At 66.3% G+C, this 23,940-nt stretch carries 16 protein-coding genes; 4 read left to right on the top strand and 12 right to left on the bottom strand.

Translation table 11 applies throughout. The annotated features are described in order from the left end of the window. Positions 1–5: 5 nt before the first annotated feature. Both SB764_RS10885 and SB764_RS10880 read right to left on the bottom strand, forming a co-directional pair. Positions 6–1,376 carry a peptidylprolyl isomerase gene (locus SB764_RS10885; RefSeq protein WP_065059352.1) on the bottom strand — a complete coding sequence of 457 codons (1,371 nt, stop codon included), beginning with the start codon at positions 1,374–1,376 and terminating at the stop codon, positions 6–8. Positions 1,377–1,461: 85 nt separating this feature from the next. Continuing rightward, positions 1,462–3,849, bottom strand: a complete 2,388-nt coding sequence (locus SB764_RS10880; RefSeq protein ID WP_065059353.1) for an LPS-assembly protein LptD — start codon at positions 3,847–3,849, stop codon at positions 1,462–1,464. 273 nt (positions 3,850–4,122) lie between these two features. On the opposite strand from SB764_RS10880, the gene SB764_RS10875 reads away from it, so the two are divergent. Beyond that, the gene (locus tag SB764_RS10875; RefSeq protein WP_410863538.1) at positions 4,123–5,184 is read left to right on the top strand and encodes an aminoglycoside phosphotransferase family protein; all 1,062 of its coding nucleotides are present in this window, start codon (positions 4,123–4,125) and stop codon (positions 5,182–5,184) included. 72 nt (positions 5,185–5,256) lie between these two features. After that, complete coding sequence (gene murU / locus SB764_RS10870; RefSeq protein WP_410863700.1) at positions 5,257–5,958, top strand: N-acetylmuramate alpha-1-phosphate uridylyltransferase MurU; 702 nt, start codon at positions 5,257–5,259, stop codon at positions 5,956–5,958. 73 nt (positions 5,959–6,031) lie between these two features. Here the strand turns inward: murU and SB764_RS10865 are convergent, their stop codons facing one another. Continuing rightward, positions 6,032–7,945, bottom strand: a complete 1,914-nt coding sequence (locus SB764_RS10865) for an ABCB family ABC transporter ATP-binding protein/permease (RefSeq protein WP_065059356.1) — start codon at positions 7,943–7,945, stop codon at positions 6,032–6,034. A gap of 304 nt (positions 7,946–8,249) precedes the next feature. On the opposite strand from SB764_RS10865, the gene SB764_RS10860 reads away from it, so the two are divergent. After that, the gene (locus SB764_RS10860) at positions 8,250–8,654 is read left to right on the top strand and encodes an acyl-CoA thioesterase (protein ID WP_065059357.1); all 405 of its coding nucleotides are present in this window, start codon (positions 8,250–8,252) and stop codon (positions 8,652–8,654) included. A gap of 63 nt (positions 8,655–8,717) precedes the next feature. On the opposite strand, the gene SB764_RS10855 is transcribed toward SB764_RS10860, so the two are convergent. Together SB764_RS10855 and SB764_RS10850 are read right to left on the bottom strand one after the other, a co-directional pair. Next, positions 8,718–11,807: an EAL domain-containing protein gene (locus SB764_RS10855; RefSeq protein WP_410863698.1), complete on the bottom strand. Its 3,090-nt coding sequence runs from the start codon at positions 11,805–11,807 to the stop codon at positions 8,718–8,720. 1,006 nt (positions 11,808–12,813) lie between these two features. Beyond that, complete coding sequence (locus tag SB764_RS10850; protein WP_065059358.1) at positions 12,814–13,308, bottom strand: nitrate reductase associated protein; 495 nt, start codon at positions 13,306–13,308, stop codon at positions 12,814–12,816. A 388-nt stretch (positions 13,309–13,696) separates the two neighbouring features. Between SB764_RS10850 and fdhD the strand changes: the two genes are divergently transcribed. Continuing rightward, entirely contained in the window at positions 13,697–14,503 is an 807-nt protein-coding gene (gene fdhD / locus SB764_RS10845; RefSeq protein ID WP_065059391.1) for a formate dehydrogenase accessory sulfurtransferase FdhD, read from the top strand. A gap of 12 nt (positions 14,504–14,515) precedes the next feature. Here the strand turns inward: fdhD and SB764_RS10840 are convergent, their stop codons facing one another. From SB764_RS10840 to nudB, 7 genes are all read right to left on the bottom strand, one after another. Continuing rightward, positions 14,516–15,286, bottom strand: a complete 771-nt coding sequence (locus tag SB764_RS10840; RefSeq protein WP_410863536.1) for an enoyl-CoA hydratase — start codon at positions 15,284–15,286, stop codon at positions 14,516–14,518. A 128-nt stretch (positions 15,287–15,414) separates the two neighbouring features. After that, entirely contained in the window at positions 15,415–16,614 is a 1,200-nt protein-coding gene (locus SB764_RS10835) for an acetyl-CoA C-acyltransferase (RefSeq protein ID WP_065059360.1), read from the bottom strand. 38 nt (positions 16,615–16,652) lie between these two features. Beyond that, positions 16,653–19,094, bottom strand: a complete 2,442-nt coding sequence (locus SB764_RS10830) for a 3-hydroxyacyl-CoA dehydrogenase/enoyl-CoA hydratase family protein (RefSeq protein WP_321867629.1) — start codon at positions 19,092–19,094, stop codon at positions 16,653–16,655. 165 nt (positions 19,095–19,259) lie between these two features. After that, entirely contained in the window at positions 19,260–21,047 is a 1,788-nt protein-coding gene (locus SB764_RS10825; RefSeq protein ID WP_065059362.1) for an acyl-CoA dehydrogenase C-terminal domain-containing protein, read from the bottom strand. Positions 21,048–21,119: 72 nt separating this feature from the next. Continuing rightward, positions 21,120–21,719, bottom strand: a complete 600-nt coding sequence (locus SB764_RS10820; protein ID WP_065059363.1) for a TetR/AcrR family transcriptional regulator — start codon at positions 21,717–21,719, stop codon at positions 21,120–21,122. 271 nt (positions 21,720–21,990) lie between these two features. After that, positions 21,991–23,358 carry a phospholipase D-like domain-containing protein gene (locus tag SB764_RS10815; RefSeq protein WP_065059392.1) on the bottom strand — a complete coding sequence of 456 codons (1,368 nt, stop codon included), beginning with the start codon at positions 23,356–23,358 and terminating at the stop codon, positions 21,991–21,993. 101 nt (positions 23,359–23,459) lie between these two features. Then, positions 23,460–23,936, bottom strand: a complete 477-nt coding sequence (nudB, locus tag SB764_RS10810) for a dihydroneopterin triphosphate diphosphatase (protein ID WP_410863534.1) — start codon at positions 23,934–23,936, stop codon at positions 23,460–23,462. Between the last annotated feature and the right edge of the window lie 4 nt (positions 23,937–23,940).

Genomic DNA, 23,940 nt, shown 5'->3' with positions numbered 1-23,940 from the left:
ATCGATCAGTGTTGCTGCGGCGGCGTCATGCCGCTGATCTTGTAGTCGACGTAGGCGCTGTCGCGCAGCTGGCGCAGCCAGTCGGCGTAGGCCTGTTCCGCCTTGCGCTGGCCAATGGCCTGACGCGCGAGGTCCATCTGCTGCGCAACCGAGCCTTCGGCTTCGCGGCGGCCCAGCACCTGGATCAGGTGATAACCGTATTCGGTGCGCACCGGCTCGCTGATCTGGCCGTCCTGCAGCGTGTTCATGGCACGCTCGAATTCCGGCACGGTCTCGCCCGGGCTGATCCAGCCGAGGTCGCCGCCCTGCGAAGCCGAGCCGTCCTGCGAGTAGGTCCGCGCGAACTTGGCGAAGTCGCCGCCCGCCGCCACTTCACGGCGGATTTCCAGCAGCTTCTGGCGCGCTTCCGGTTCCGACATGCCGTCGCCCACGCGCAGCAGGATGTGGCGCACGTGCGTCTGCACCAGTTGCGGCGCGGACGCGCTCGTGCCCTGGCCCTGACGGCGCTCGACGAGGCGAACGATTTCAAAGCCGTCGTTGGTGCGGATCACCGAAGGGTTGATCTCGCCCGGACGCAGCGTGGACGCCGCGGTCACGAATTCCTGCGGCAGCTTCGACGGCGCGAGGAAGCCCATGTCGCCGCCCTTGCTGGCGTCCGGCGCCTGCGAGTTCGACTTCGCGAGGCTCGAGAACTTGCTGCCCGACTGCGCTTCCTTCAGGAGCGCGTCTGCCTTCTTCTGCGCGGCTTCGATGTCGGTTTCCGACGCGTTCAGCGGCGCCTTGATGAAGATGTGCTCGAAGTGCAGGTCGCTTTGCTGGCCCGCGTTCGGTCCGCGCTGGCTGGCGATGTAGTTCGCGACTTCGGCGTCCGACACCGAGATCTTGCTGTCCACTTCCTTCTCGCGCAGCTTCGAGAGCGTGAGTTCGGTGCGCGCGTCGCGCGTGAACGTCGACCAGGGCACGCCGGCGGCTTCGATGCGCGCGCGATAGGTTGCGAGATCCATGCCGTTGGCCTGGGCGAGGCGCTCGAGCGTGCGGTTCACGGAGGCGTCGTCGATGGAAATGCCGTCTTCCTTCGCCTTTTGCAGCTGGATGCGTTCGAGCACCATCTGGTTCAGGACCTGCGCGCGCAGCTGGTCGGTGGGCGGCACCGGCGCGTTCTGCTGGGTCAGGCGGCGCGTGATGAGCGCGGCGCGCTCGTCGAGTTCGCGTTGCGTGATCACGCCATCGTTGACGATCGCGGCAATCGTGTCGACAGTCTGGCCGCCCGGGGCCGACAGTTGCTGTGCTTGCGCCGGCGCGGCCGGCAACAGTCCTGCGACGGCGAAGAGGCTCGCAGCGTACGCTGCCAGTCGAAGCTTTTTCATGATTCCCACAGATACTCCAAAGTTGGCGGGCAGCTTCGCCCGTCTCTAAGCAACCCACTGCGCGCCGTGCCGGTCCATCGGACCGGATGGCGCGTCATTGATAGTCCGTGAAGCGCGACGGCAACGGCGGCTGGCCAGGCAGCGCCGTGTAACCCGGCACGCTGGCCTTGAACGCCGCCACCAGCCCGTTGTCGACGTTCGACAGCCCCTTGAGCGTGAGCTGTGCGAGAAAACGCGTGGCCGAATTGTTGCCGCCCGTCGTGTTGACCCCGTTCGCGTAGCGCTGGATACCCACGCCCAGCGCCCAGCAATCTGCGTCGTACTGCAAACCCAGCAGACCGTCGACGATCTTGTGACCGTTCAGATCGTAGTTGAAGCGGCCCACCGCGTACACCCGGTGCGAAAACGGCCATTGGGCCGAGATCAGGATCTGGTTGATCGGCTGGTTGTCGAGCGTGGTGTTGTTCTCGCGCGTGTACCGATATGCAACGTTGAGCACGCGGCTCGGACCCGGGCTGTAGCCGAAACCGACGCTCGCCTTCTCCAGACGATTATCGTCGGCATTATATTGGAACGCAGTTTCCGACGCGAAACCGCCCCCGACCTTCAGCGACATACCTGCGATCAGGTCGGAATGCGCCGCGCCCGTGGTCGTCTGATCCTGCGTGAGCGTGACGCGCTGGTCGCTGAAATAGTACTGCTGCGCGAGCACGAAACGCGCGCGCTCGTCGCCCGTGGCCGGGTCGAGGAAACGCGTGGTGATCGCGGCCGTCAGGCGGTTCGCGTCGGCGATGCGGTCGTTGCCGACGAAGGTGTTCGGCGTGAAGATCTCCGCGAGCCCGAAGTCGGCCTCGGCGGTATCGAAAAGGGGCGCGAACTCCTGGTTGCGGTAAGGCGTGTACACATAGTACAGGCGCGGCTCGAGGGTCTGGATGTAGTCCTGGCCGAACAGATGCACCGAGCGGTCGAACACGAGGCCCGTGTCGAAGCTGAAGGTGGGAACCGATTCGGTGAAGCTCTTGGGCGTGCCGACCGGCGAGCCGAACGTCGTGCCCGGCGTGCCGATGTTGCTCAGGTTGTACGACGCGAAGTGCCACTGCACCTTCGGCGTGACGAAGTAACCCGGCCCCATCAGCGAATACGACAGGTACGGATTGAAGACGACGCGGTCGCCTTCGGTCGCGTCGTCCTCGGTGATGCGGAAGCGCGAGTAGTCGGCTTCCATGCCGTAGTCGAAGCCGCCGACGTTGTACTTCGCGTACTTCACGTTCAGCTCGGGCTCGCGGCCATACGGCGCGACCGACGGATACAGCGTCTGCCAGTGCTGATAGCGGCCGAGCACGGACCACGGCCCGTTGTTGTAGGTGACGCCGGCTTCCTGCTGGTACAGCAGCTGGGTGCCGTTCAGGAACTGGTTGGCCGGCGACGCCAGGTCTTCCGGATAGGTGTTGTCCGAGACCTTGTTGTAGTAGATGTAACCGCCGAACCCGTTGCCGAAGTTCTGGTTGTGCTGGATGAACAGCGCGTAGCGGTTGGTCTTCGTGATCGCGTCGTCGGGCAGGAACGTGCCGGTGATCGAGCCCGAGTAATTGGCCGACAGATACCGGTAGTTGCCCTGCAGGAACACGCCGCGCTTCGTGATGAGCTCGGGCGTGAACGTGAAGTCGCGGTTCGGCGCGATGTTGAAGTAGTACGGCAGCGCGATTTCATAGCCGTTCGTCGAACTGAGCGAGAACGTCGGCGGCAAGAGGCCGCTGCGGCGGTCGCCCGAGAGCGGGAACGAAATCCACGGGCTCGCGAAGATCGGCACGTTCTGGAAGAACAGCACGCTGTTATGCGCGACGCCTTCGTCGGCGCCCGTGTCGAAGTCGAACTCCGTGCCCTTGATGTACCAGGCGGGATTCGTCGAACACTGGCAGGCCGTGTAGGTGCCGTTCGTGAGCACCGAGCGCTCGTTGTCGAGCAGGTCGGCGCGCTCCGCGCTGCCGGAGCCGCCCGTCATCGAAAAATGGTACTTCGGCGTCGGCATGAAGCCTTCGCTCGCGCCGATCTGCAGATGCGCTTCAGGGCCGGTGAAGCTGGTGCCGTTCTCCACGACGGTGACATTGCCATATGCGTTGGCCATGTCGGTGTCGACGTCGTAATGCAGCGCGTCGCCCTTGACGATGTTGCCGCCCTGGCGCAGCTCGGCCGCGCCCTTGACGGCCGCGTCGGTGCCCGAGGTGCCGGTGGTCGAGTCGCCGAGGATGAACGTGGCGGGACGATGGCCGGGAACGGCCGGAACGTCCTCGAGCTGCGGCGCGAGGCGCAGACTCCACGCGCCGTCCAGCGGCACGGCCTGCGCGGCGTCGCCCGCGAGCTGGGCGTGCGCGAGCACAGGCACGAGACCCGGCATGGCCACGAGCGCCGCGATGAGCCGCCGCTTGCCCGGCACGCCGTCGTCACTATTGGAGATCGTCTGGAAAAACTGTCTGGGCGGCATGTATGGTTTTGGCGTATCGGCCCGGCCGCCTGCCCGCTGTCCCGGCCGCCGCCTCTCGCGCCCCGGCGCCGCTCCGGGCGAGAAACCGGACCGGCGGCAAACGAGGCGTACAAGGCAACTGCACGCACCAATATTCACAATTCATCGGACGATGGACTGGGCATCAGTGCGGCGGGGGCGAACCGTCATGCGGGCTTTGGCGCGAGTCGCGTCAAAAAAGTCGTGGGGTATTATATGGCAAGACGTTGTTCCACTGATTTTGCTTCCGGTTACATGACCTTCCCTGCTCCGCCAAACGCCGCGCCGTTGTCCCCCGACGGCCGCCGCGACCTGCTCGCCGCCTGGCTGTCCGGCCATGCGCAACAGTACGCCCTCGACCTGTCCACGCTCGCGCCCGCCTCCGCCGACGCGAGCTTTCGCCGCTACTTCCGCCTCGCCAGCGCGGGTGCGCACGGCGCGACGCTGATCGCCGTCGACGCCCCGCCGCCCGAAAAATGCCGCGAATTCGTCCAGGTCGCGCAACTGCTCGAACAGGCCGGCGTCCACGTGCCGCGCGTGCTGGAGGTCGATTACGACGCCGGGCTGATGCTGGTGACCGATCTCGGCACCGCGTCCTATCTCGCCGCGCTGATCGAAGCCGGTCCCGGCCCGCGCTCGCGCGCGCTGATGCACGACGCGCTCGACGCGCTGATCCGCTTCCAGCTCGAAACCAAACCGGGCGTGCTGCCCGTCTTCGACGAAGCCTTCCTGCGCCGCGAGATGGAGCTGCTGCCGGAGTGGTTCCTGGAGCGCCATCTGGGCCGCAAGGTCGACGACGCCACGCGCGCCATGCTCGACCGCACCTTCGCGCTGCTGATCGCGAGCGCGCGCGCCCAGCCGCAGGTGTTCATGCTGCGCGATTTCATGCCGCGCAACCTGATGATCGCCACGCCGAACCCCGGCGTGCTCGACTTCCAGGACGCCGTGGAAGGGCCGATCACCTACGACGTCGCCTCGCTGCTGCGCGACGCGTTCCTGGGCTGGGACGAGGAGTTCGAACTCGACTGCTTCGCGCACTACTGGGAGCGCGCAAAAAAGGCCGGCCTGCCCGTCGATCCCGACTTCGGCGAGTTCTACCGCCAGCTCGAATGGATGGGCCTGCAACGCCACATCAAGGTGCTGGGCCTGTTCTGCCGCATCAACTATCGCGACGGCAAGCCGCATTACATGGCCGACCTGCCGCGCTTTCTCGATTACGCGAGCAAGGTCGCGCACCGCTACCGTCCGCTCGTGCCGTTCGCGCGCTTCATCGACGAGCTGCGCGGCACGGCGGTCGAAACCGGCTATACGTTCTGAGCCTGCCCCTCTTCATTGCAACTTCATGACAAGGCCGATTCCATGACGCGCGCCCGTTTCGAGCGTACGGCGATGATCTTCGCCGCCGGACGCGGCGAGCGCATGCGCCCGCTCACCGACACCTGTCCGAAACCGCTGCTCGCAGCCGGCGGCAAGCCGCTCATCGTGTGGCAGATCGAGCGCCTCGCGGCGGCGGGCTACACGCGCATCGTCATCAATCATGCGTGGCTCGGCGAGCGGCTCGAAGCGGCGCTCGGCGACGGCGCGCGCTTCGGCGTGCGTCTGCTCTACTCGCCCGAGCACGAGGCGCTGGAAACCGCGGGCGGCATCGCGCAGGCGCTGCCGCTGCTCGAAAACGGCGCCGAGCCGTGCGTGTTTCTGGGCGTGGCCGGCGATATCTACAGCGATTTCGATGTCGCGCGACTCGATGCGCCCGCCCAAACGCTCGCGGCGGCCGCGCAGCCCGGCATGCATCTGGTGATGGTGCCGAACCCGCCGTTCCACGCGAACGGCGATTTCGCACTGGACGCCGACGGCGTGCTCGCGCTCGACGGCGCGCCGCGCTACACGTTCGGTAGCATCGGGCTTTACGACACGCGCATGTTCCGCGACCTGCCGCGCGGTGCGAAGCGCGCGCTCACGCCGTACTACCGCGAAACCATCGCGGCGCGGCGCGCGAGCGGCGAGCTGTTCGAAGGCCGCTGGGAAAACGTCGGCACGCCCGCGCAACTCGCGGCGCTCGACGAGGAATTGCGCGCAAGAACGCCGCGCTGATTCTTCATTGGCATCAACACGCGCGCGGGACGTGCCGAGGCACGAACGGCGCGCGCTGCCCCTTCATCCCGCTTCAATGCGCCCCGTTCGCGGGCGCCGCCACGCGTGGATCGACCTGATCATCCTGATCGCCTTGCACAGGCTCGCTGGCCTTCTGCTGCTGCAACGCCCACATCTGTGCGTAATGCCCTTGCGTGCGCAACAGTTCGTCGTGCGTGCCGCGTTCGACGATACGTCCGTGATCCATCACGATAATCTGCTCGGCGTGCACGACGGTCGACAGCCGGTGCGCGATCACGAGCGTCGTGCGGTCGCGCGCGATCGAATCGAGTTCATGCTGAATCGCGCGCTCCGAACGCGAATCGAGCGCCGACGTCGCCTCGTCGAACAACAGGATCGGCGGATTCTTGAGCAGCGTGCGCGCGATCGCCACGCGCTGCTTCTCGCCGCCCGAAAGCTTCAGGCCGCGCTCGCCCACGGGCGTGTCATAGCCCTTCGGCAAGCTCTCGATGAACGCGTGAATATGCGCCGCGCGCGCCGCCGCGATCACCTCCTCGCGGCTCGCCGACGGCCGCCCGTAGGCGATGTTGTAGTAGATCGAATCGTTGAACAGCACGGTGTCCTGCGGCACGATGCCGATCGACGCGCGCAGCGAATCCTGCGTCACGTCGCGGATATCCTGGCCGTCGATCGTGATCGTGCCGCCCGCGGCGCGATCGAGATCGTAGAAGCGGAACAGCAGGCGCGCGAGCGTCGACTTGCCCGAGCCGCTGTGGCCCACCACCGCCGTCGTCGTGCCCGCGGCAATCGTGAAGCTTACGTCGTGCAGGATCTGGCGCGACGGCTCATAGGCGAAGTCCACGTGCGTGAAGCGCACCTCGCCGCCGCGCACCGCGAGCGCGGGCGCGTTGGGCACGTCGGGCACTTCGCGCGCGACCGTGAGCAGCGTGAACATGCGGTCCATGTCGGTGAGGCTCTGCTTCAGTTCGCGATACACCACGCCGAGAAAATTCAGCGGAATGTAGAGCTGCAGCATGAAGGTGTTGATGAGCACGAGGTCGCCGAGCGTGAGCTTGCCCGCCATCACGCCCTGGGTCGCGCGCCAGAGAATGAACACGAGCCCCGTGCCGATGATCGCCTGCTGCCCGAAGTTCAGCGCCGACAGCGAATGCTGCGACTTGATCGCCGCCGCGCGATAGCGGTGCAGGTTCTCGTCGTAACGCTTCGTCTCCCACTCTTCGTTGCCGAAGTATTTCACCGTCTCGTAGTTGATCAGCGAATCGATCGCACGCGAGTTCGCGCGCGAATCGAGTTCGTTCATCGTGCGTCGAAAATGCGTGCGCCACTCGGTTACCTTCACGGTGAAGACGATGTACGCGGCCAGCGCGCACAGCGTGACGATCGCGTAATACGCCTCGTATTTCACGGTGAAAAAGATCAGCACGAGGCCCACTTCCACGAGCGTCGGCAAGATGCTGTAGAGCGAATACGAAATGAGCTGCGTGATGCCGCGCGTGCCGCGTTCGATGTCGCGCGACATGCCGCCCGTCTGCCGCTCCAGATGAAAGCGCAACGAGAGCGCGTGCAGATGGCGGAACACCTTGAGCGCGAGCTGGCGCACGGCGCTCTCGGTGACCTTCGAGAAAAGGATTTCGCGCAGCTCGGTGAACAGCGAAGTCGACAGACGCACCGCCGCATACGCCACCACCAGCAGCCCGATGCCGCCCATCAGCACGATGCCCGGCGCGTGCTCGGCGCGGCCGAGCGCGGTCAGATGCTGCACGGGCGCGAGACCGTCGACGATATGCTTCATCACGACGGGCACGCCCAGATTGGCCACCTTCGCGCCGATCAGGCAGGTGAGCGCGAACGCCACACGCCACTTGTAAGCGGTGAGATAGGGCAGCAGCGAGACGATGGTCTGCCAGTCGTTGCGCGGCCCGGTGGCGAGCGGCGCGGGTTCGTTGGAAGCGGAAAAACGGCGCATGGGCGAACGGCGATGAGCGTGCGGCGCGACGCAGGACAGCAGGTCGAGGCGCGGCGCACGGCGAGATTGGGGGACGCGTTTGATCGCGTGAACGACGGGTTCGGCATTGGCCTCCAGCGGGGCCGATTCGGGGCCGACGCGCCTTTCTGGCCGCCCGCCCCACCTGCTGCTTTCCCGTACAATTCCTGATCACCGTATTGTCGCAGAAGGCGGCACGCGCCGCTGAGGGCACCCGGTCTGCACGGGCCGTCGATCCATCGGCCACGCCGTTCCTTCCCCGCTTTTATTCTTTGACGGACACCCGATGACCGATTCCTTCCCGCTCCCCCAGAAGTCGCCCGCGCTGCGCGTCGTGCCGCAACCTTCGGACGCCAACGTGCATGGCGACGTGTTCGGCGGCTGGATCATGTCGCAGGTCGACATCGCCGGCTCGATCCCGGCAAGCCGCCGCGCCAACGGCCGCGTGGCAACCGTCGCCGTGAACTCGTTCGTGTTCAAGCAGCCGGTGTTCGTCGGCGATCTGCTGAGTTTTTACGCGGATATCGTCAAGACCGGCAACACCTCGGTGACCGTCGAGGTCGAGGTGTACGCCCAGCGCATGCGGCTCGCGGAAGAAGTCGTCAAGGTGACCGAAGCGACGCTCACCTACGTGGCGACCGGGACCGACCGCCGTCCGCGCGCGCTGCCGCCCGTCGAACCCGCGGCCTGACGTCGCGCGCGCAAGCCTCGCACGACGCCGGGCTTGCGCCGAAACCGCTTCGCAGGAACCGCGTTACTGCGTCCACGCGAGCGCCGCACCTTCCTCGTACGACGCGCTCGCACCCAGCAGCGCGGCCACTTCGGGTCCCGGCAACGGCGGCGCGAAGAAGAATCCCTGCAACTCGTCGCACGCGCGCTCGCGCAGGAACGCGAACTGTTGCGACGTCTCCACGCCTTCCGCGATCACCTGCAGCCGCAACTCGTGCGCGAGCGCGATGATGGCCGCCGTGATGGTCTCGTCGTCGCCGCTCGTGCCGATATCGGACACGAACGAGCGGTCGATCTTGAGCCGGTCCACCGGCAGGCGCTTCAGATAGCTCAGGCTCGAATAGCCGGTGCCGAAGTCGTCGATCGCAATCCCCACGCCCTGCTCGTGCAGCGCGTTGAGCATCGACACCGCCTCTTCCGCATTGCGCATCAGCGTGCTTTCCGTGAGTTCGAGTTCGAGCCAGCGCGGTTCGAGCCCCGTCTCGTCGAGCACGCTCTTCACGAGTTCGGCGATGTCGCGCTGATGGAAGGTCTTCGCCGACAGATTCACCGACACTCGCACGTTCGGCAGCCCGGCGTCCTGCCACGCGCGATTCTGGCGGCACGCCTCGCGCAGCACCCAGTCGGACAGCGGACCGATCAGCCCGCTTTCCTCGGCGATCGGAATGAACTTCGCCGGCGAAATCAGCCCGGCTTCCGGATCGAGCCAGCGCACCAGCGCCTCCATGCCGACGATGCGCCCGCTGCCGATATCCACCTGCGGCTGATAGTGCAGCAGGAACTCGCCGTCACGCAGCGCGCGGCGCAGACGCCGTTCGAGATCCATCCGCGCGCCCGCGGCCGCGTTCATCTCCGGCTGATAGAACTGGAACGTGTTGCGGCCCAGTTCCTTGGCGCGGTACATGGCGACGTCGGCCTTCTTGAGCAGCGCCTCGGCGTCGTTGCCGTCCTGCGGGAACACGCTCGCGCCCAGGCTGCACCCGACGTAAAGCTCGGTGCCGTCGATCAGCACCGGCTCCGAGATCATCGAGCGCGCGCGCTCCATCCAGTTGATCAGCGATTTTTCGTCGATGGTGTCGGTCAGCACGATCACGAATTCGTCGCCGCCGTGGCGCGCGACCGTGTCGCTCGTACGCGTGCAGCGCGTGAGCCGTTCGGCGACCACGCCGAGCAGCCGGTCGCCGACGCTGTGGCCGAGACTGTCGTTGACGTTCTTGAAGCCGTCGAGGTCGATGAACACCACCGCCACGCCGCGCTCGTGCCGTTGCGCCGACACCAGCGCCTGCTGCAGGCGGTCGCGCAGCAGATTGCGGTTGGGCAGCAGCGTGAGGCTGTCGTAATTCGCCTGATATTCGAGCTGCTCCTGATAGCGGATCAGCTCGGTCACATCGTTGATGATGCCGATGTGATGCGTGATGCGCCCGTCGAGATCGGGCACCGGCGCGATCAGCAGCTGATTCCAGAACAGCGCGCCGTCCTTGCGGTAATTGCGCAGCACGGCGCTCACCTCGCGGTTCGACATCAGCGCCTGGCGGATCGCCACGAGGCCGTCCTGATCGCGGTCGTCGCGTTGCAGCAGACGGCTGTCCTGACCGACCACTTCGGCGGGATCGTAGCCCGTGATGCGGCGAAACGCCGGATTCGCGTACTCGATCAGATTGCTGCCGCCCGGCCCCGGCCCGGTGATCAGAATCGCGTTCACGCAGGCGTCGAGCGCGCGGCTTTGCAGACGCAGCGCAAGATCGGCGCGCTTGCTTTCGGTCGTATCGGAATAGGTGCCGAGCACGCCCATCACGCGGCCGTCGCCGTCGAGCAGCGGCAGCTTGCTCGTGATCGTCGTGCGATGCAGACCGTCGATCGTGAGGTCCTCTTCGAAGTTCAGGCGCGGCAGGCCCGCGACGATCACCTCGCGGTCCTGCGCGCGCATCGACTCGGCGTAGGCTCGCCACGGCAGTTCGTCATCGGTCTTGCCGACGATCTGCTCGGGATACGCGAGGCCCGCGTCGCGCGCGAACGTCATGTTGCAACCCAGATAGCGCGACTCGGCGTCCTTCCAGAAGATGCGCTGCGGAATGTTGTCGATCACCGTCTCGAGCATCTGGTTCGAGCGCTGCGCCTCGACTTCGGCCTTGATCTGCTCGGTCACGTCGTCGGCGAGCACGAACACGGCCGCGCGGCCCTGAAACGTCAGCGAGTGATGCGAGATGTCGGCGCTGATGAGCGTGCCGTCGCGACGCACGTGATGCCAGATGCCGGCCATCGTGCGGATGTGCTGCGTGAGCGTGTCCGAGCGCGCGAGATGCTGTTCGAGCCGCGTGACGTCGTCTTGCGGACGGATGTCGCGAATCGTCATCGCGAGGAATTCCTCCTCGCTGAAACCGTACTGCTGGATCGCCGCCGTGTTGACGGCGAGAAAACGCAGCGTCTCGCGATCGAACACGTACATCGGCACCGGATGCGCGTCGAACAGGCCCTGAAAGCGCTCGTTGCGCTGACGCAGCCCGGCAAGCGCGCGCAGCTTTTCGCGCGCCGCGTTCTCGCGCACGCCGAACGTGTAGATGAGCAGCGTCGCGCCCGCGAGCATTGTCACGATCAGCAGGATCGAGGCGCGGCTGCCCGCGCGCGCGGATTCCGCCAGCGTGCCCGCCAGCGCGAGATCCTGCTCGCCCTGCAGCGCGGACAGCTTCGCGTCGATGCGGTCGGCGCGGCCGTCGAGGCGGATGTACTCGCTCGCGATCCACGCAGCCGTGGACGCGAAAGCCGGCGTGGCGGCGAGCGGCTGCGCGACGACCTGCGCTGAATTGGGCGCGGCGGCGAGTTGTGTGGCGGAGGCGCTGGTTTGTGTGCTTGTTGACGCGTTCGTTGCCGCGTTCGTTGCCGCGGCATAAGGCTCGGCAAGATTCGACGGACGGGGCGACGACGCAGCCGCATACGGTTCGGCCAGGCTCGCGGCGCGCGCGGAAGACGCGCCCGCTGCGGCATACGGCGACGTCAGCGTGCGCGCCGGCGTAATCGTGCCCGACGTCGCATACGGCGCGGCGAGGTTCGCGGCGCCCGCCACCTCGCCGGACGCGTAAGGCGAAGCAAGACTCTGCGCAGACGCGGCGACGCGCATCGCGACGACGCCTGGCGTCGGCACGAACGCCGAGGCCGGATCGTCCTCGCTCAACGTCGCGGCAATCGGGCGGATGTGGCCCGAACCCGGCGCGCGGGCGTGCGGCTTGTTCGCATTCGTAGCACGTCGATGAACGTTGGCCGCAGCCGCAGCCGGAGCACGCGGCGTGTGCGCCACGACCGGTGCCGGAGTCGACGCGGCGGCAAGCAGCGCCGCGCTGGCCGCAGCCGCAGAAGCCGCGACGGCCACCGCAGAACCGGCAATCGCCGCCGCCGCCCCACCGCCGTCTTGCGGCTCCAGCGCCGCCGCGCTCACCTGCACGCGCGCATCGGCGAGACGCTGTTCGGCGCGCGCGAGGGTTTCGTCGATTTCGCGGGCGAGCGCTGCCGCGTCGGTCGAGAGCGCGTCGAAACGGCTCGCGAGCGGCGCATTGTCGGCCAGTTCGGCGCGCAGCGAGCGGGCGGTATCGTCGAGTTCGTCGGCGCGGGCGTCGCGTGCGGCGGGCGATTCGACCACACCATCGGTCTGCAGACGGCCGAGCGCCACGAGACCGCCGCCGAGCGCGCTCCGATAGCGATCCAGATCGTGGCGCACGCGCGCGGCCTGCGCGGCCCGCTGGTCGATTTCACGCTGCGCGCCGATCTGCGTCCAGGCCACGAAAGCGTTTGCGCCCACGGCTGCCGCGACGACCGCCAGATTGATGAGGTGCCGCTTCGAAAAATGAAGATTCATTGAAAGCCGAACGTCGTTCGTCCCCGCGCGGAGGCACGGGCTGTCCGATTACGACCTGCGCGCGACAGGCTGGCGCGCGAAGCGCCATTCCGGATAACGGCAGACGTCGGCAAGGCTTGAGGGGCAATCGCGCGTGAATTCGCTCGAATCGGCGCAAACCGAGGAAACGCTCAAAAGCCGCGTCCCGCCTGGGGTTGCGCGCAAACGTTTCACTCGCCAAAGGGCGGAAAAATCGCCCGGAAAACCCAAAAACGCGGCGCGGAGAACCGTGCGCTCAGCGCGCCGCGTTGCGCGGCACCGCGAGACCGAATTCGCGCATCGCCGGAACGAAATCGTGATTCGCCTCGGGCTTGCGCGCGAGCTTGGCGAGCACGTAGCGCTGGAACGGCGCGAGTTGCGCCCAGTCTTCGATATCGGGCGTGCGCAGATCGGCGAGCCCCGCCTGGTTGGCGACGCCGCCCGGCACCGCGCTGACGTTGCGCCACGCGGGCGCTTCTTCGGGCGCGAACCATTCGGGTTCGACGTTCGCGTGCGTGCGCAGCATTTCGAAGAGCGCGTGATCGAAGTTCGGCTCGATCTCGGTGTCGTCGTCCACGGGAAAGCGCGCGAGCAGGCGGCGATCCTCGTAAGGCAGCAGTTGCCACTGCGCGAGCGAAATACGCAGCCCGAAACGATCCAGATTGAAACGCACGCACATGGGGATGAAGGTGAGGTCCTCCGACGATACGACCTCGAATTCAAACAGCAGCGGAGTTTCAGTCAATGCCATGGCGTTATCCTCGCGAAACGGACGGCGGCAAACGGCGCCCGCTTGAGGTATTTTAGAACCTTATGTGCGCCGCGCAGCGCGTCCGCGTGTCTGCCGCGCGTGCGCCGATACTGAATATCGGCGCGCGGCGCGGACCGCCGCCGACGCACCGGCGCGGATAATGGCCGTTGCGGCGTGTGTCGATTGTGTCGATTGCGTCGATTGCGTCGTTCCGCCCCCGATACCGCGCGCCTCTGCCTCGTTGATGGAGTCCCTTCGTTTGAATCCCGCGTCCCCTTTGCATCCCGTCGCTGTCGCCGATACCGCCCAGCCCGCCCATCCCGCCCATCCCGCCCATCCCGCCGAGCCCCACGCGCCCGACACCGGCGAGCAGCCCGGCGCCGTCGAATTGCGCGTGCACCGCCATCGCGGCGAGAGCGTGGAAACGCGCACCGATCACGTCGGTCAGGAATGGCCCGTCGCGCTGGTCTTCAACGGCATCTCCCACGCGGTCATGATGTGCACGCCGCGCGACCTCGAAGCATTCGCGGTGGGCTTCGCGATTTCGGAAGGCATCGTCGGGCGCAACGCCGACATTCAGGACATCGAGGTCTACTGGCACGCCGAGGCCGAGATGCCGCACGCCGAAGTGCATCTCACGGTCGTGCAGCAGGCGTTCGTCGAGCTGAAGGAAAAGCGCCGCGCGCTCGCGGGTCGCAGCGGCTGCGGCGTGTGCGGCATCGAGAGCATCGACCTGCTCGATCTCGAACCGGAAATCGTGCCCGATACCGGCTTTCTCGCGCGCCTCGCGCCCGACGCGATCGCGCGCGCCGCCCGCGAATTGCCGCAGCACCAGGCGCTCACGAAACTCACGGGCGGTCTGCATGCAGCCGCGTGGTGCGATGCCGACGGCCAGATCCTGCGCGCCTTCGAGGACGTGGGCCGTCACAACGCGCTCGACAAACTGATCGGCCAACTGGTGCTCGATCGCGCCGACACGCAGCAAGGCTTCGTGTTCCTCTCCAGCCGCGCGAGCTACGAGCTGGTGCGCAAGGCCGCGCGCGTCGGCATGCCGATGGTCGCGACGATCTCGGCGCCCTCCTCGCTCGCGATCACCATCGCGAAGCGCGCCGGACTGCGGCTCGTGAGCTTCTGCCGCGAGACCGGCTACGTCGATTACGACACGGCGGCGAGTACGACGACAAACGCAGCCTGAACGCGCTAGCGCTCAGTCGAACTGCCGGAAGTCCGGCTTGCGCTTTTGCAGGAAGGCCGTGAACGCCTCGCGCGCTTCAGGCGCGAGCAGCATCTTGCCGAAATGCACCGACTCCTCGCTCATCTGCGTCTTGATCTCGTGTTCGCTCGCGCGCTTCATGAGCATCTTGGTCGCGCGCAGCGACGACGCGGGCAGCGCGACCAGCTTCGCAAGTTGCGCGCTCACGAAGGCATCGAGTTCGGCGGCGGGCAGCACGCGGTTCACGAAGCCGATGCGATGCGCCTCGGCGGCGTCGAAGGTCTCGCCGAGCAGCAGCTTTTCGGCCGCGCCCTGATAACCGGCCACGCGCGGCAGCAGCAGCGACGAAGCCGCTTCCGGGCACAGACCGAGCTGCGCGAACGGCATCGCGAACCGCGCCGTATCGGCGGCATACACCATGTCGCAATGCAGCAGCATGGTCGTGCCGACGCCGATTGCCGCGCCCTGCACCGCCGCAACGAGCGGCTTCTCGAAGGTCGCGATCGTGGCGAGAAAGCGCATCACGGGCGAATCGCCGCCGGTAGGCGGATTCTTCAGGAAGTCCTCGATGTCGTTGCCCGCCGTGAAAATCTCGGCATGGCCGCGCAGCAGCACGGCGCGCACCGCCTTGTCGTCCTGCGCCGCCATCAGCGCGTCGCTCATCGCCTGATACATCGCGGGCGTCAGCGCGTTCTTGCGCTCGAGCCGGTTGATGGTGATCGTCAGCACGCCGTTCTCGCGTGCGGTCAGAATGTCGTTGCTCACTGTACTGTCTCCTCAGTGCGAGGCCGGCGCGCCTCGTTCACCTGCCGAATAGTAAAAACGGTTCGCAGACCGCGAAGTCTGCGAACCGTGTCGATCACGCATGGCATCTGCGTGCGCCAAAGAAGCGCTTACAGGCGCTCGATGATGCCCGCCGCGCCCATGCCGGTGCCGACGCACATCGTCACCATGCCGTACTTCAGGTTGCGGCGGCGCAGACCGTGCACGACCGTCGAGGCGCGGATCGCGCCCGTTGCGCCGAGCGGATGGCCCAGCGCGATCGCGCCGCCGAGCGGGTTGATCTTCGACGGATCGAGACCGAGATCCTGAATCACCGCCAGCGACTGCGCGGCGAACGCCTCGTTCAGCTCGATCCAGTCGAGGTCGTCCTGCTTGAGACCGGCGGCCTTGAGCGCGGCCGGAATCGCTTCCTTCGGACCGATGCCCATGATTTCCGGCGGCACGCCACGCACCGCGAAGCTCACGAAACGCGCGAGCGGCGTGAGGTTGAACTGCTTGAGCATCTTCTCGGAGACGACGATCAGCGCGCCCGCGCCGTCCGACGTCTGCGAGCTGTTGCCCGCCGTCACCGAACCCTTGTTCGCGAACACCGCGCGCAGTTTCGCGAGGCCTTCGAGCGTGGTGTCGGCGCGCGGGCCTTCGTCCAGCTCGATCAGACGTTCCTTCACCTTCACTTCGCCGCTGGCGAGATCGGGGAAACGCTCGACAATCGTGTACGGCGCGATTTCGTCCTTGAACTCGCCCGACTGCTGCGCGGCCAGCGCGCGGCGATGCGACTCGACCGAGAACGCGTCCTGCGCCTCGCGGCTCACCTTCCAGCGTTCCGCGACCTTCTCCGCCGTCAGGCCCATGCCGTACGCGATGCCCACGTCTTCATTGCGATCGAAGATGTGCGGCGAGAGCGACGGCTTGTTGCCCATCATCGGCACCATGCTCATCGATTCGCAGCCGCCCGCGATCATCGCGTCGGCTTCGCCGACACGGATGCGGTCCGCCGCCATCGCCAGCGCCGTGAGGCCCGAGGCGCAGAAGCGGTTGACGGTCACGCCGCCGACGCTTTGCGGCAGACCCGCGAGCAGCGCGCCGATACGCGCCACGTTCAGGCCCTGCTCGGCCTCGGGAATCGCGCAGCCGATGATGGCGTCTTCGATCACGCTCGGGTCGAGGCCAGGCACCTGCGCCACGGCCGACTTGATCGCGTGAACGAGCAGCTCGTCGGGGCGGGTGTTCTTGAACACGCCGCGCGGCGCCTTGCCGATGGGCGTGCGGCTCGCGGCGACGATGTATGCGTCCTGCAACTGTTTGCTCATCTGTAACTCCAGTCCGTTATGTGCGTACGCCGTGCCGCTTAGTTGCGCACCGGCTTGCCGGTTTGCAGCATGCCCATGATGCGTTCCTGCGTCTTCTGCGTGCCGAGCAGATCGACGAACGCGCGGCGTTCGAGCGTGAGCAGCCATTCTTCGTCGACGAGGCTGCCCGCTTCGACGTCGCCGCCGCAGACGGCTTCCGCGATACGTCCCGCGATCAGGTAATCGTGATCGCTGATGAAGCGGCCGTCGCGCATGTTGACGAGCGACGCCTTGATGGTCGAGATCGCCGAGCGGCCCGCGACCGGAATCTGCTTCGCGCGCAGCGGCGGACGGTAGCCCGACGCGCTCAGCGCGCGCGCTTCCTTCTTCGCCGTGTCGAGCAGCTCGAACACGTTGAAGACGATCGTGTCCGTCGGCTTCAGATAACCCATCGTGCGCGCTTCGAGCGCCGAGCCGGAGACCTTCGCCATCGCCGCGTTCTCGAACGACTTCTGCAGGAAGCGCAGCAGATCGCTCGGCACGGCGCCGATCGCCGCCGCGCCTTCGGCCGCGCGAATCGCCGCTTCCTTCAGGCCGCCGCCCGCGGGCACGAGACCCACGCCCACCTCAACGAGACCGACATAGCTCTCGATATGCGCGACGCGCTTCGCGCTGTGCAGCATGATTTCGCAGCCGCCGCCGAGCGCGATGCCCGACACCGCCGCCACGACCGGCACGTTCGCGTACTTCACGCGCAGCATCGTGTCCTGGAACTTCTTCACGAACGGCTCGATGCCCTTCGCACCGCCCATCATGAAGGCGGGCATGGCTTCTTCGAGGTTCGCGCCCGCCGAGAACGGGCCGCCCGGCGCGCCGAGTTTCAGCGACGTCGGTTGCCAGATCACGACGCCCTTGTAGCCGTCTTCGGCGATCTCGATGGCCTTCACGAGCGAGTCGAGCACGCCCGGGCCCATCGTGTTCATCTTGCTCTTGTACGAGACGATCACGACATCGTCTTCGCCCGCGCGATCGTCGACCCACGCACGCAGATGCTCGTTCTCGAACAGCGTCTTGCCGAAGCTCTTCGGATCTCGTGCGTTCGACTCGCCGAACAGCGCCGCGCGGAACACCTGGCGCTCGTAGACCGGCAGATCCGGACGCGGCACGAAGCGCGACTCAGCCGGCGACCACGAACCGTCCGCGCCATGCACGCCGCCGTTGTTCGCGACCGCGCCCTCGAACACCCATGCGGGCAGCGGCGCGTTCGACAGCGTCTTGCCCGCGTCGATGTCTTCCTTCACCCATTCGGCGACCTGCTTCCAGCCTGCGGCCTGCCAGCCTTCGAACGGACCTTCGTTCCAGCCGAAGCCCCAGCGGATCGCGAGGTCGACATCGCGCGCGTTGTCGGCGATCGATTGCAGATGCACGCCGATGTAATGGAACACGTCGCGGAAGATCGACCACAGGAACTGCGCCTGCGGATGCTCCGATTCGCGCAGCAGCTTCAGACGCTCGGCGGGCGGGCGCTTGAGGATGCGGCCCACCAGTTCGTCGGCCTTCGCGCCGCCGTCCACGTACTCGCCGGTGTTGCCGTCGAGCACCTTGATCGCCTTGCCTTCCTTGCGATAGAAACCGCCGCCGGTCTTCTGGCCGAGCGCGCCCTTCGCGACCAGACCCGCCAGCACGGCCGGCGTCTCGTAGACCGGGAAGAACGGATCGTCCTTGAGGTTGTCCTGCATCGTCTTGATGACGTGCGCCATCGTGTCGAGGCCCACCACGTCGGCGGTGCGGAACGTGGCCGACTTCGCGCGGCCCAGACGGCTGCCCGTGAGATCGTCGACTTCGTCGAAACGCAGGCCGAACTTCTTCGCTTCGGCGATCACCGCGAGAATCGAGAAGATGCCGACGCGGTTCGCGATGAAGTTCGGCGTATCCTTCGCGCGCACCACGCCCTTGCCCACGACGCTCGTGAGGAACGATTCGAGCTGGTCGAGAATTTCCGGCTGCGTGTGCACGGTCGGGATCAGCTCGACCAGGTGCATGTAGCGCGGCGGATTGAAGAAGTGCACGCCGCAGAAGCGCGCCTTGAGGTTGTCGTCGAAACCTTGCGACAGTTCCGTGATCGACAGACCCGAGGTGTTCGTCGCGAAGATGGCCTTCGGGCCGATGTGCGGCGCGACCTGCTTGTAGAGGTCGTGCTTCCAGTCCATGCGCTCGGCGATCGCTTCGATCACCACGTCGCATTCCGCGAGCTTCGCGATGTCGTCTTCGTAGTTCGCGGGCGTGATGTACTGCGCGTCGTCCTTCACGCCGAACGGCGCGGGCGAGAGCTTCTTCAGCGTCTCGATGGCTTTCAGCGCGATGGCGTTCTTCGGGCCTTCTTTCGCGGGCAGATCGAACAGCAGCACGGGCACGCGGGCGTTGATCAGGTGCGCGGCGATCTGCGCGCCCATCACGCCGGCGCCGAGCACGGCCACCTTGCGAATATTAAGATTGCTCACGTTGTTCCTCCAGCGGATATGCAATGTCGAGCGGATAGGAGATGTCTCGCGGCGCGCACCGGTGTGTCGTCGGGGTGGCGTTATTCTGGCCGGTGCGCCGCTTGAAGATTGTGTTGATGCAGTGGCGATGCGCTCGCGTCAGCACGCGGCGCATCGCGCAAGCGCTTAGAACAGCGCTTCGTCGACTTCCATCAGCGTCTTCGAACCCGCGCGCGCCTGGCGGATCGAGGTCGCCGTTTCGGGCAGCAGCTTGGCGAAGTAGAAACGCGCCGTGGCCAGCTTCGACTTGTAGAACGGATCGCCCGAGCTTTCCTTGTCGAGCGCGATGCGCGCCATGCGCGCCCAGAAGTACGCGAACACCAGATGGCCCGCCGTGCGCAGATACGGCACCGCGGCCGCGCCCACTTCGTCCGGGTTCTGCATGGCCTTCATGCCGATTTCCATCGTGAGCTTCTGCATCTTGTCGCCGATGTCGGCGAGCGGATTCACGAACTCCTGCATCTCCGTCTTGATGCCTTCGGCTTCGACGAATTCCGTCACGAGTTTGCCGAACTTCTTGAGCTTCGCGCCCATGTCGCCGAGCACCTTGCGGCCCAGCAGATCGAGCGATTGAATGGTGTTCGTGCCTTCGTAGATCTGGTTGATCCGCGCGTCGCGCACGTACTGCTCCATGCCCCACTCGGAGATGAAGCCGTGGCCGCCGTACACCTGCATGCCGAGGTTGGTGCTCTCGAATGCGTTGTCGGTCAGGAAGGCCTTGATGATCGGCGTGAGGAGCGCGACGAGGTCGGCGGCTTCCTTGCGCTCGGTTTCGTCGCCGTGCGAAAGCTCCTTGTCGATCTGCAGCGCCGACCAGTACGTGAAGGCACGCGCGCCTTCGGCCCAGGCCTTCTGCGTGAGCAGCATGCGGCGCACGTCCGGATGCACGATGATCGGATCGGCGGCCTTTTCCGGCGCCTTCGGGCCCGTGAGCGAGCGCATCTGGAGGCGCTCCTTCGCGTACACGAGCGAGTTCTGGTACGCGACTTCCGTGAGACCCAGACCTTGCATGCCGACGCCGAGGCGCGCCGCGTTCATCATCACGAACATGGCGTTCAAGCCCTTGTTCGGTTCGCCGACGAGCCAGCCCGTCGCGCCGTCGAGATTCATGACGCAGGTGGCGTTGCCGTGGATGCCCATCTTGTGTTCGATCGAGCCGCACTTGATGCCGTTGCGCTCGCCCACGTCGCCCGAGGCCGTGGGGATGAACTTCGGCACGACGAAGAGCGAGATGCCCTTGGTGCCTTGCGGTGCGTCCGGCAGGCGCGCGAGCACGAGGTGGATGATGTTCTCCGCCATGTCGTGCTCACCGCTCGAGATGAAGATCTTCGTGCCGGTGATCGCGTAGGAGCCGTCGCTGTTCGGTTCGGCCTTGGTGCGCAGGATGCCGAGGTCGGTGCCGCAGTGCGGCTCGGTCAGACACATCGTGCCGGTCCACACGCCTTCGACGAGCTTCGGCAGATAGGCCTGCTGGAGTTCGGGCGTGCCGTGCGCGTGCAGACATTCGTAGGCGCCGTGCGACAGACCCGGATACATGGTCCACGCCTGGTTCGCCGAGTTGAGCATTTCGTAGAGCGCGTTGTTCACGAACGCGGGCAGGCCCTGGCCGCCGTATTCGGGATCGCAGCCCAGCGCGGGCCAGCCGGCCTCCACGTATTGCCTGTACGCTTCCTTGAAGCCAGTGGGCGTGGTGACGACGCCGTCGCCGGCATACGTGCAGCCTTCGCGGTCGCCGACCTGGTTCAGCGGAAACAGCACCTCCGAGCAGAACTTGCCCGCTTCTTCGAGCACCTGGTTGATGGTGTCGGCATCGAGGTCGGCGTGCTTCGGCATCTGCTTGACTTCGCCTTCCACGTTCAGCAGCTCGTGCAGTACGAATTGCATGTCACGCAGCGGCGCGGTGTACTGTCCCATGTTTTTCTCCCTTGATAGAGCCTTAGAGTGTCGGGCCTTCGCGTACCGCCGCGGCGCTGTGCGCGGCGTGGGCTACTGGCTCACGCTCTGATACGAAACAATCAGTTTTTCGAACGCGGCCCACGTATGGTCGACTGCGTCCGGCAAGTGCAGGAAACGGCCGTCATGATGCAGACCCAACGTTACGCTATACAGTTCGAACAACATCAGCGCGGGATCGGTGTCCCCTCGCAGATGCCCTTCCTCGATCGCCTGCGAAATGGCGCGCAGCAAGGCCGCCCGCCACATCGTCACGCTCGCCACCAGCTGCTCGCGCACCTGGCTGTCCGCGCGGTCGTCGTACTCCACCGCGCCGCTGATGTAGATGCAGCCGGTCGTGACCTCGTGGATGCGCTTCTCGAACCATCGTGACAGCATCGCACGCAGACGGGGCAAACCACGCGGTTCGCGCAAGCTCGGAAAGAAGACTTCTTCCTCGAATCTGCGGTGGTACTCGCGCACGACTTCGACCTGGAGATCTTCGCGCGAACCGAAGTGCGCGAAAACACCGCTCTTGCTCATCTGCATGCGCTCGGCCAGCAAGCCGATCGTCAGCCCTTCCAGGCCGTCGCGGCTCGCGAGGTCGAGTGCTGCATCCAGAATGGCGGCGCGGGTCTGTTCGCCTTTTCGCATAGCTTTATTTACCGTAACGATGTGGCCGCGATGTTGGCTTTAACTGCTGGCATCTGGGCCTGAATGAAATCGAACGGCCGTACTATTGTTGAGGACAGCCGTTCGCGAAACAAGGACTTTATTAGAAACCGATTTCTAACCGGTACTCTAATTTTCAGCCTTGGCGCGTCGCGCACAAGGGAACATTTCTCGATTGCACGCGAGGCGATTCGTGTGGCAGGCAAGCGCCGTGCGCAGCGGCGTTGCGCGCGCCCGGAAGCGGCTGCGGCGCCTAGTCATAGCCGCCCACGGTGAGCATCTTCATGACCACGCGATACGAGTTCCACGCGAGCCAGTTCACCGCGCGCACGTGCCACGGACGCGCCTCGTAGCGCGCGCGGTCGATCATCGGCGACTCGTCGAAGGCGCTCAGGATCGCGCCGCGCAGCTCGCCGATCTGCGGATGCAGCACCAGCAGCACGTTCGCCTCGTTGTTGAGCACGAGGCTCAGCGCGTCGAGATTCGACGACCCCACCGTGCCCCAGCTCGAATCGACCACGGCCACCTTGCCGTGCAGCATGGTCTTTTCGTATTCGGCGATCTGCACGCCCGCGCTCAGCAACTGGTGATAGAGAAACGGCGTGCCGTAATCGAGCACCTTGAACTCTTTTCGTCCGATCAACAGCTTGACCGTCACGCCGCGCGTGGCGGCTTCCAGGAGCGCACGGCGCAGCCGCCGCCCCGGCATGAAATACGGATTGGCGAGCAGCACTTCCTTGCGCGCCTCGCCGATGGCGTCGAGATAGGCCTTTTCGATCGCGCGCCGGTTCACGACGTTGTCGCGCGCGACGAAGGCCACGCACGGCACGCGCGCCGTGCGCGGATCGGGCACGCCCGCGCGCAGACGCTCGCGCAGCCGCGCGATGATGCGCTGCGCGCGGCTCGTGCGCACCACGGGCGCGAGTTCGCGCAGCACCTCGTTGACCGCCTTGGCGGGCTGCATGACCGTGTGGCCGGTGGGATGCGGCGCCATGAAACCGGCGCTCGCGGGCACGCCCGGCGACAGCGGCAGCGGTCCGCCCGGCAGCGCCGGCGCGCCGAGCGGCGGACGATGGCCGAGCCGGATGCGCCGCCATTGCATCTCGATGGCCTCGCGCACGTCCACGACCACGGGACCGGCCAGCTCGACCGCGAAATCCCAACGCGCGAACGGCAGCGGCTTGCCGTCGTTTTCCATGTCGTCGACGATATTGATGCCGCCGCAAAACGCGTAACGGTCGTCGATCACCGCGAGCTTGCGGTGCGTGCGCGAAAAGCCGAAGCGTCCGAAGATATGCGGGTTGTAGACGCGATGCTCGATGCCCGCCGCGGGCCACGCGTCGAACAGCGCCAGATGCGGCGAGCCGATGCCGTCGGTGATCACGCGCACGCGCACGCCGCGGCGCGCCGCGCGCATCAGCGCCTCTGACACCGCCTGACCGGTGCCGTCGCTGCAAAAAATATAGGTTTCGAGCGCGACGTCGCGCTGAGCCGCGTCGATGCGCTCGATCATCGCGCCGAACAGGCCTTCGCCCGAATGGAACAGGCGCACGTCGTTGCCGCTCGTGAAGCGGTACCGCGAGCGATAACGCTTGCCGAGCAGCGCCTCGCGCAGCCGCATGACGCGGCGCGGTTCGATCCCCGAATCCAGCTCGGCCGGATCAGTGCCGGGATGTTCGCCGGGATGATCGCGGTGGCCGGGGTCGGCGCGTCGGGTGTCGCTCACGGTTGCGCTCCGGCCAGACGCGCGGGCAATTGCAGAATGGCCTCGCGATTCGACGACGAAAAGCACTTCGCCGCCGCCTCTTCATACGGCAGCCACAGATACGCCGTGTGCTCGCGCGGCGACAGCGTGACCGGCGTGCCGTCGGGCACCTGAAGGCTGAACCAGTGCTCGGTGTTGCGCGTCACGCCCTCGGCGTAGCGGTGGCGCCAGACCGGATAGATTTCGTACTCGATCCGATGCCGCCAGTCGAGCAGCGCCGCCGCCGACACGCCGTCCGCGCCCACGATGATGCCGGTTTCCTCGCCCACCTCGCGCACGGCGGTTTCGGCGAGCGGCTCGTCGAGACGGTCCTTCGAGCCGGTCACCGACTGCCAGAAGCCGGCCCGGTCGGCGCGCTCGATGATCAGCACGTCGAGCCGGGGCGTATGGATGACGACCAGGACGGATTCGGGAATCTTCGGCGGCTTCTGCATGATG

It is taken from the genome of Paraburkholderia sp. SIMBA_027 (assembly GCF_046535315.1).
GTDB classification, from domain to species: Bacteria; Pseudomonadota; Gammaproteobacteria; order Burkholderiales; family Burkholderiaceae; genus Paraburkholderia; species Paraburkholderia tropica.
This window is presented reverse-complemented; position numbering and strand designations above follow the sequence as displayed.

Bases quoted from the DNA above. Each gene is read 5' to 3' on its own strand.
- SB764_RS10880 (WP_065059353.1), bottom strand. From the start codon at position 3,849: ATGCCGCCCAGACAGTTTTTCCAGACGATCTCCAATAGTGACGACGGC.
- SB764_RS10875 (WP_410863538.1), top strand. From the start codon at position 4,123: ATGACCTTCCCTGCTCCGCCAAACGCCGCGCCGTTGTCCCCCGACGGC.
- murU (WP_410863700.1), top strand. From the start codon at position 5,257: ATGATCTTCGCCGCCGGACGCGGCGAGCGCATGCGCCCGCTCACCGAC.
- SB764_RS10865 (WP_065059356.1), bottom strand. From the start codon at position 7,945: ATGCGCCGTTTTTCCGCTTCCAACGAACCCGCGCCGCTCGCCACCGGG.
- SB764_RS10860 (WP_065059357.1), top strand. From the start codon at position 8,250: ATGACCGATTCCTTCCCGCTCCCCCAGAAGTCGCCCGCGCTGCGCGTC.
- SB764_RS10855 (WP_410863698.1), bottom strand. From the start codon at position 11,807: ATGCGCGTCGCCGCGTCTGCGCAGAGTCTTGCTTCGCCTTACGCGTCC.
- SB764_RS10850 (WP_065059358.1), bottom strand. From the start codon at position 13,308: ATGGCATTGACTGAAACTCCGCTGCTGTTTGAATTCGAGGTCGTATCG.
- SB764_RS10835 (WP_065059360.1), bottom strand. From the start codon at position 16,614: ATGAGCAAACAGTTGCAGGACGCATACATCGTCGCCGCGAGCCGCACG.
- SB764_RS10825 (WP_065059362.1), bottom strand. From the start codon at position 21,047: ATGGGACAGTACACCGCGCCGCTGCGTGACATGCAATTCGTACTGCAC.
- SB764_RS10820 (WP_065059363.1), bottom strand. From the start codon at position 21,719: ATGCGAAAAGGCGAACAGACCCGCGCCGCCATTCTGGATGCAGCACTC.
- SB764_RS10815 (WP_065059392.1), bottom strand. From the start codon at position 23,358: ATGCGGCTGCGCGAGGCGCTGCTCGGCAAGCGTTATCGCTCGCGGTAC.
- nudB (WP_410863534.1), bottom strand. From the start codon at position 23,936: ATGCAGAAGCCGCCGAAGATTCCCGAATCCGTCCTGGTCGTCATCCAT.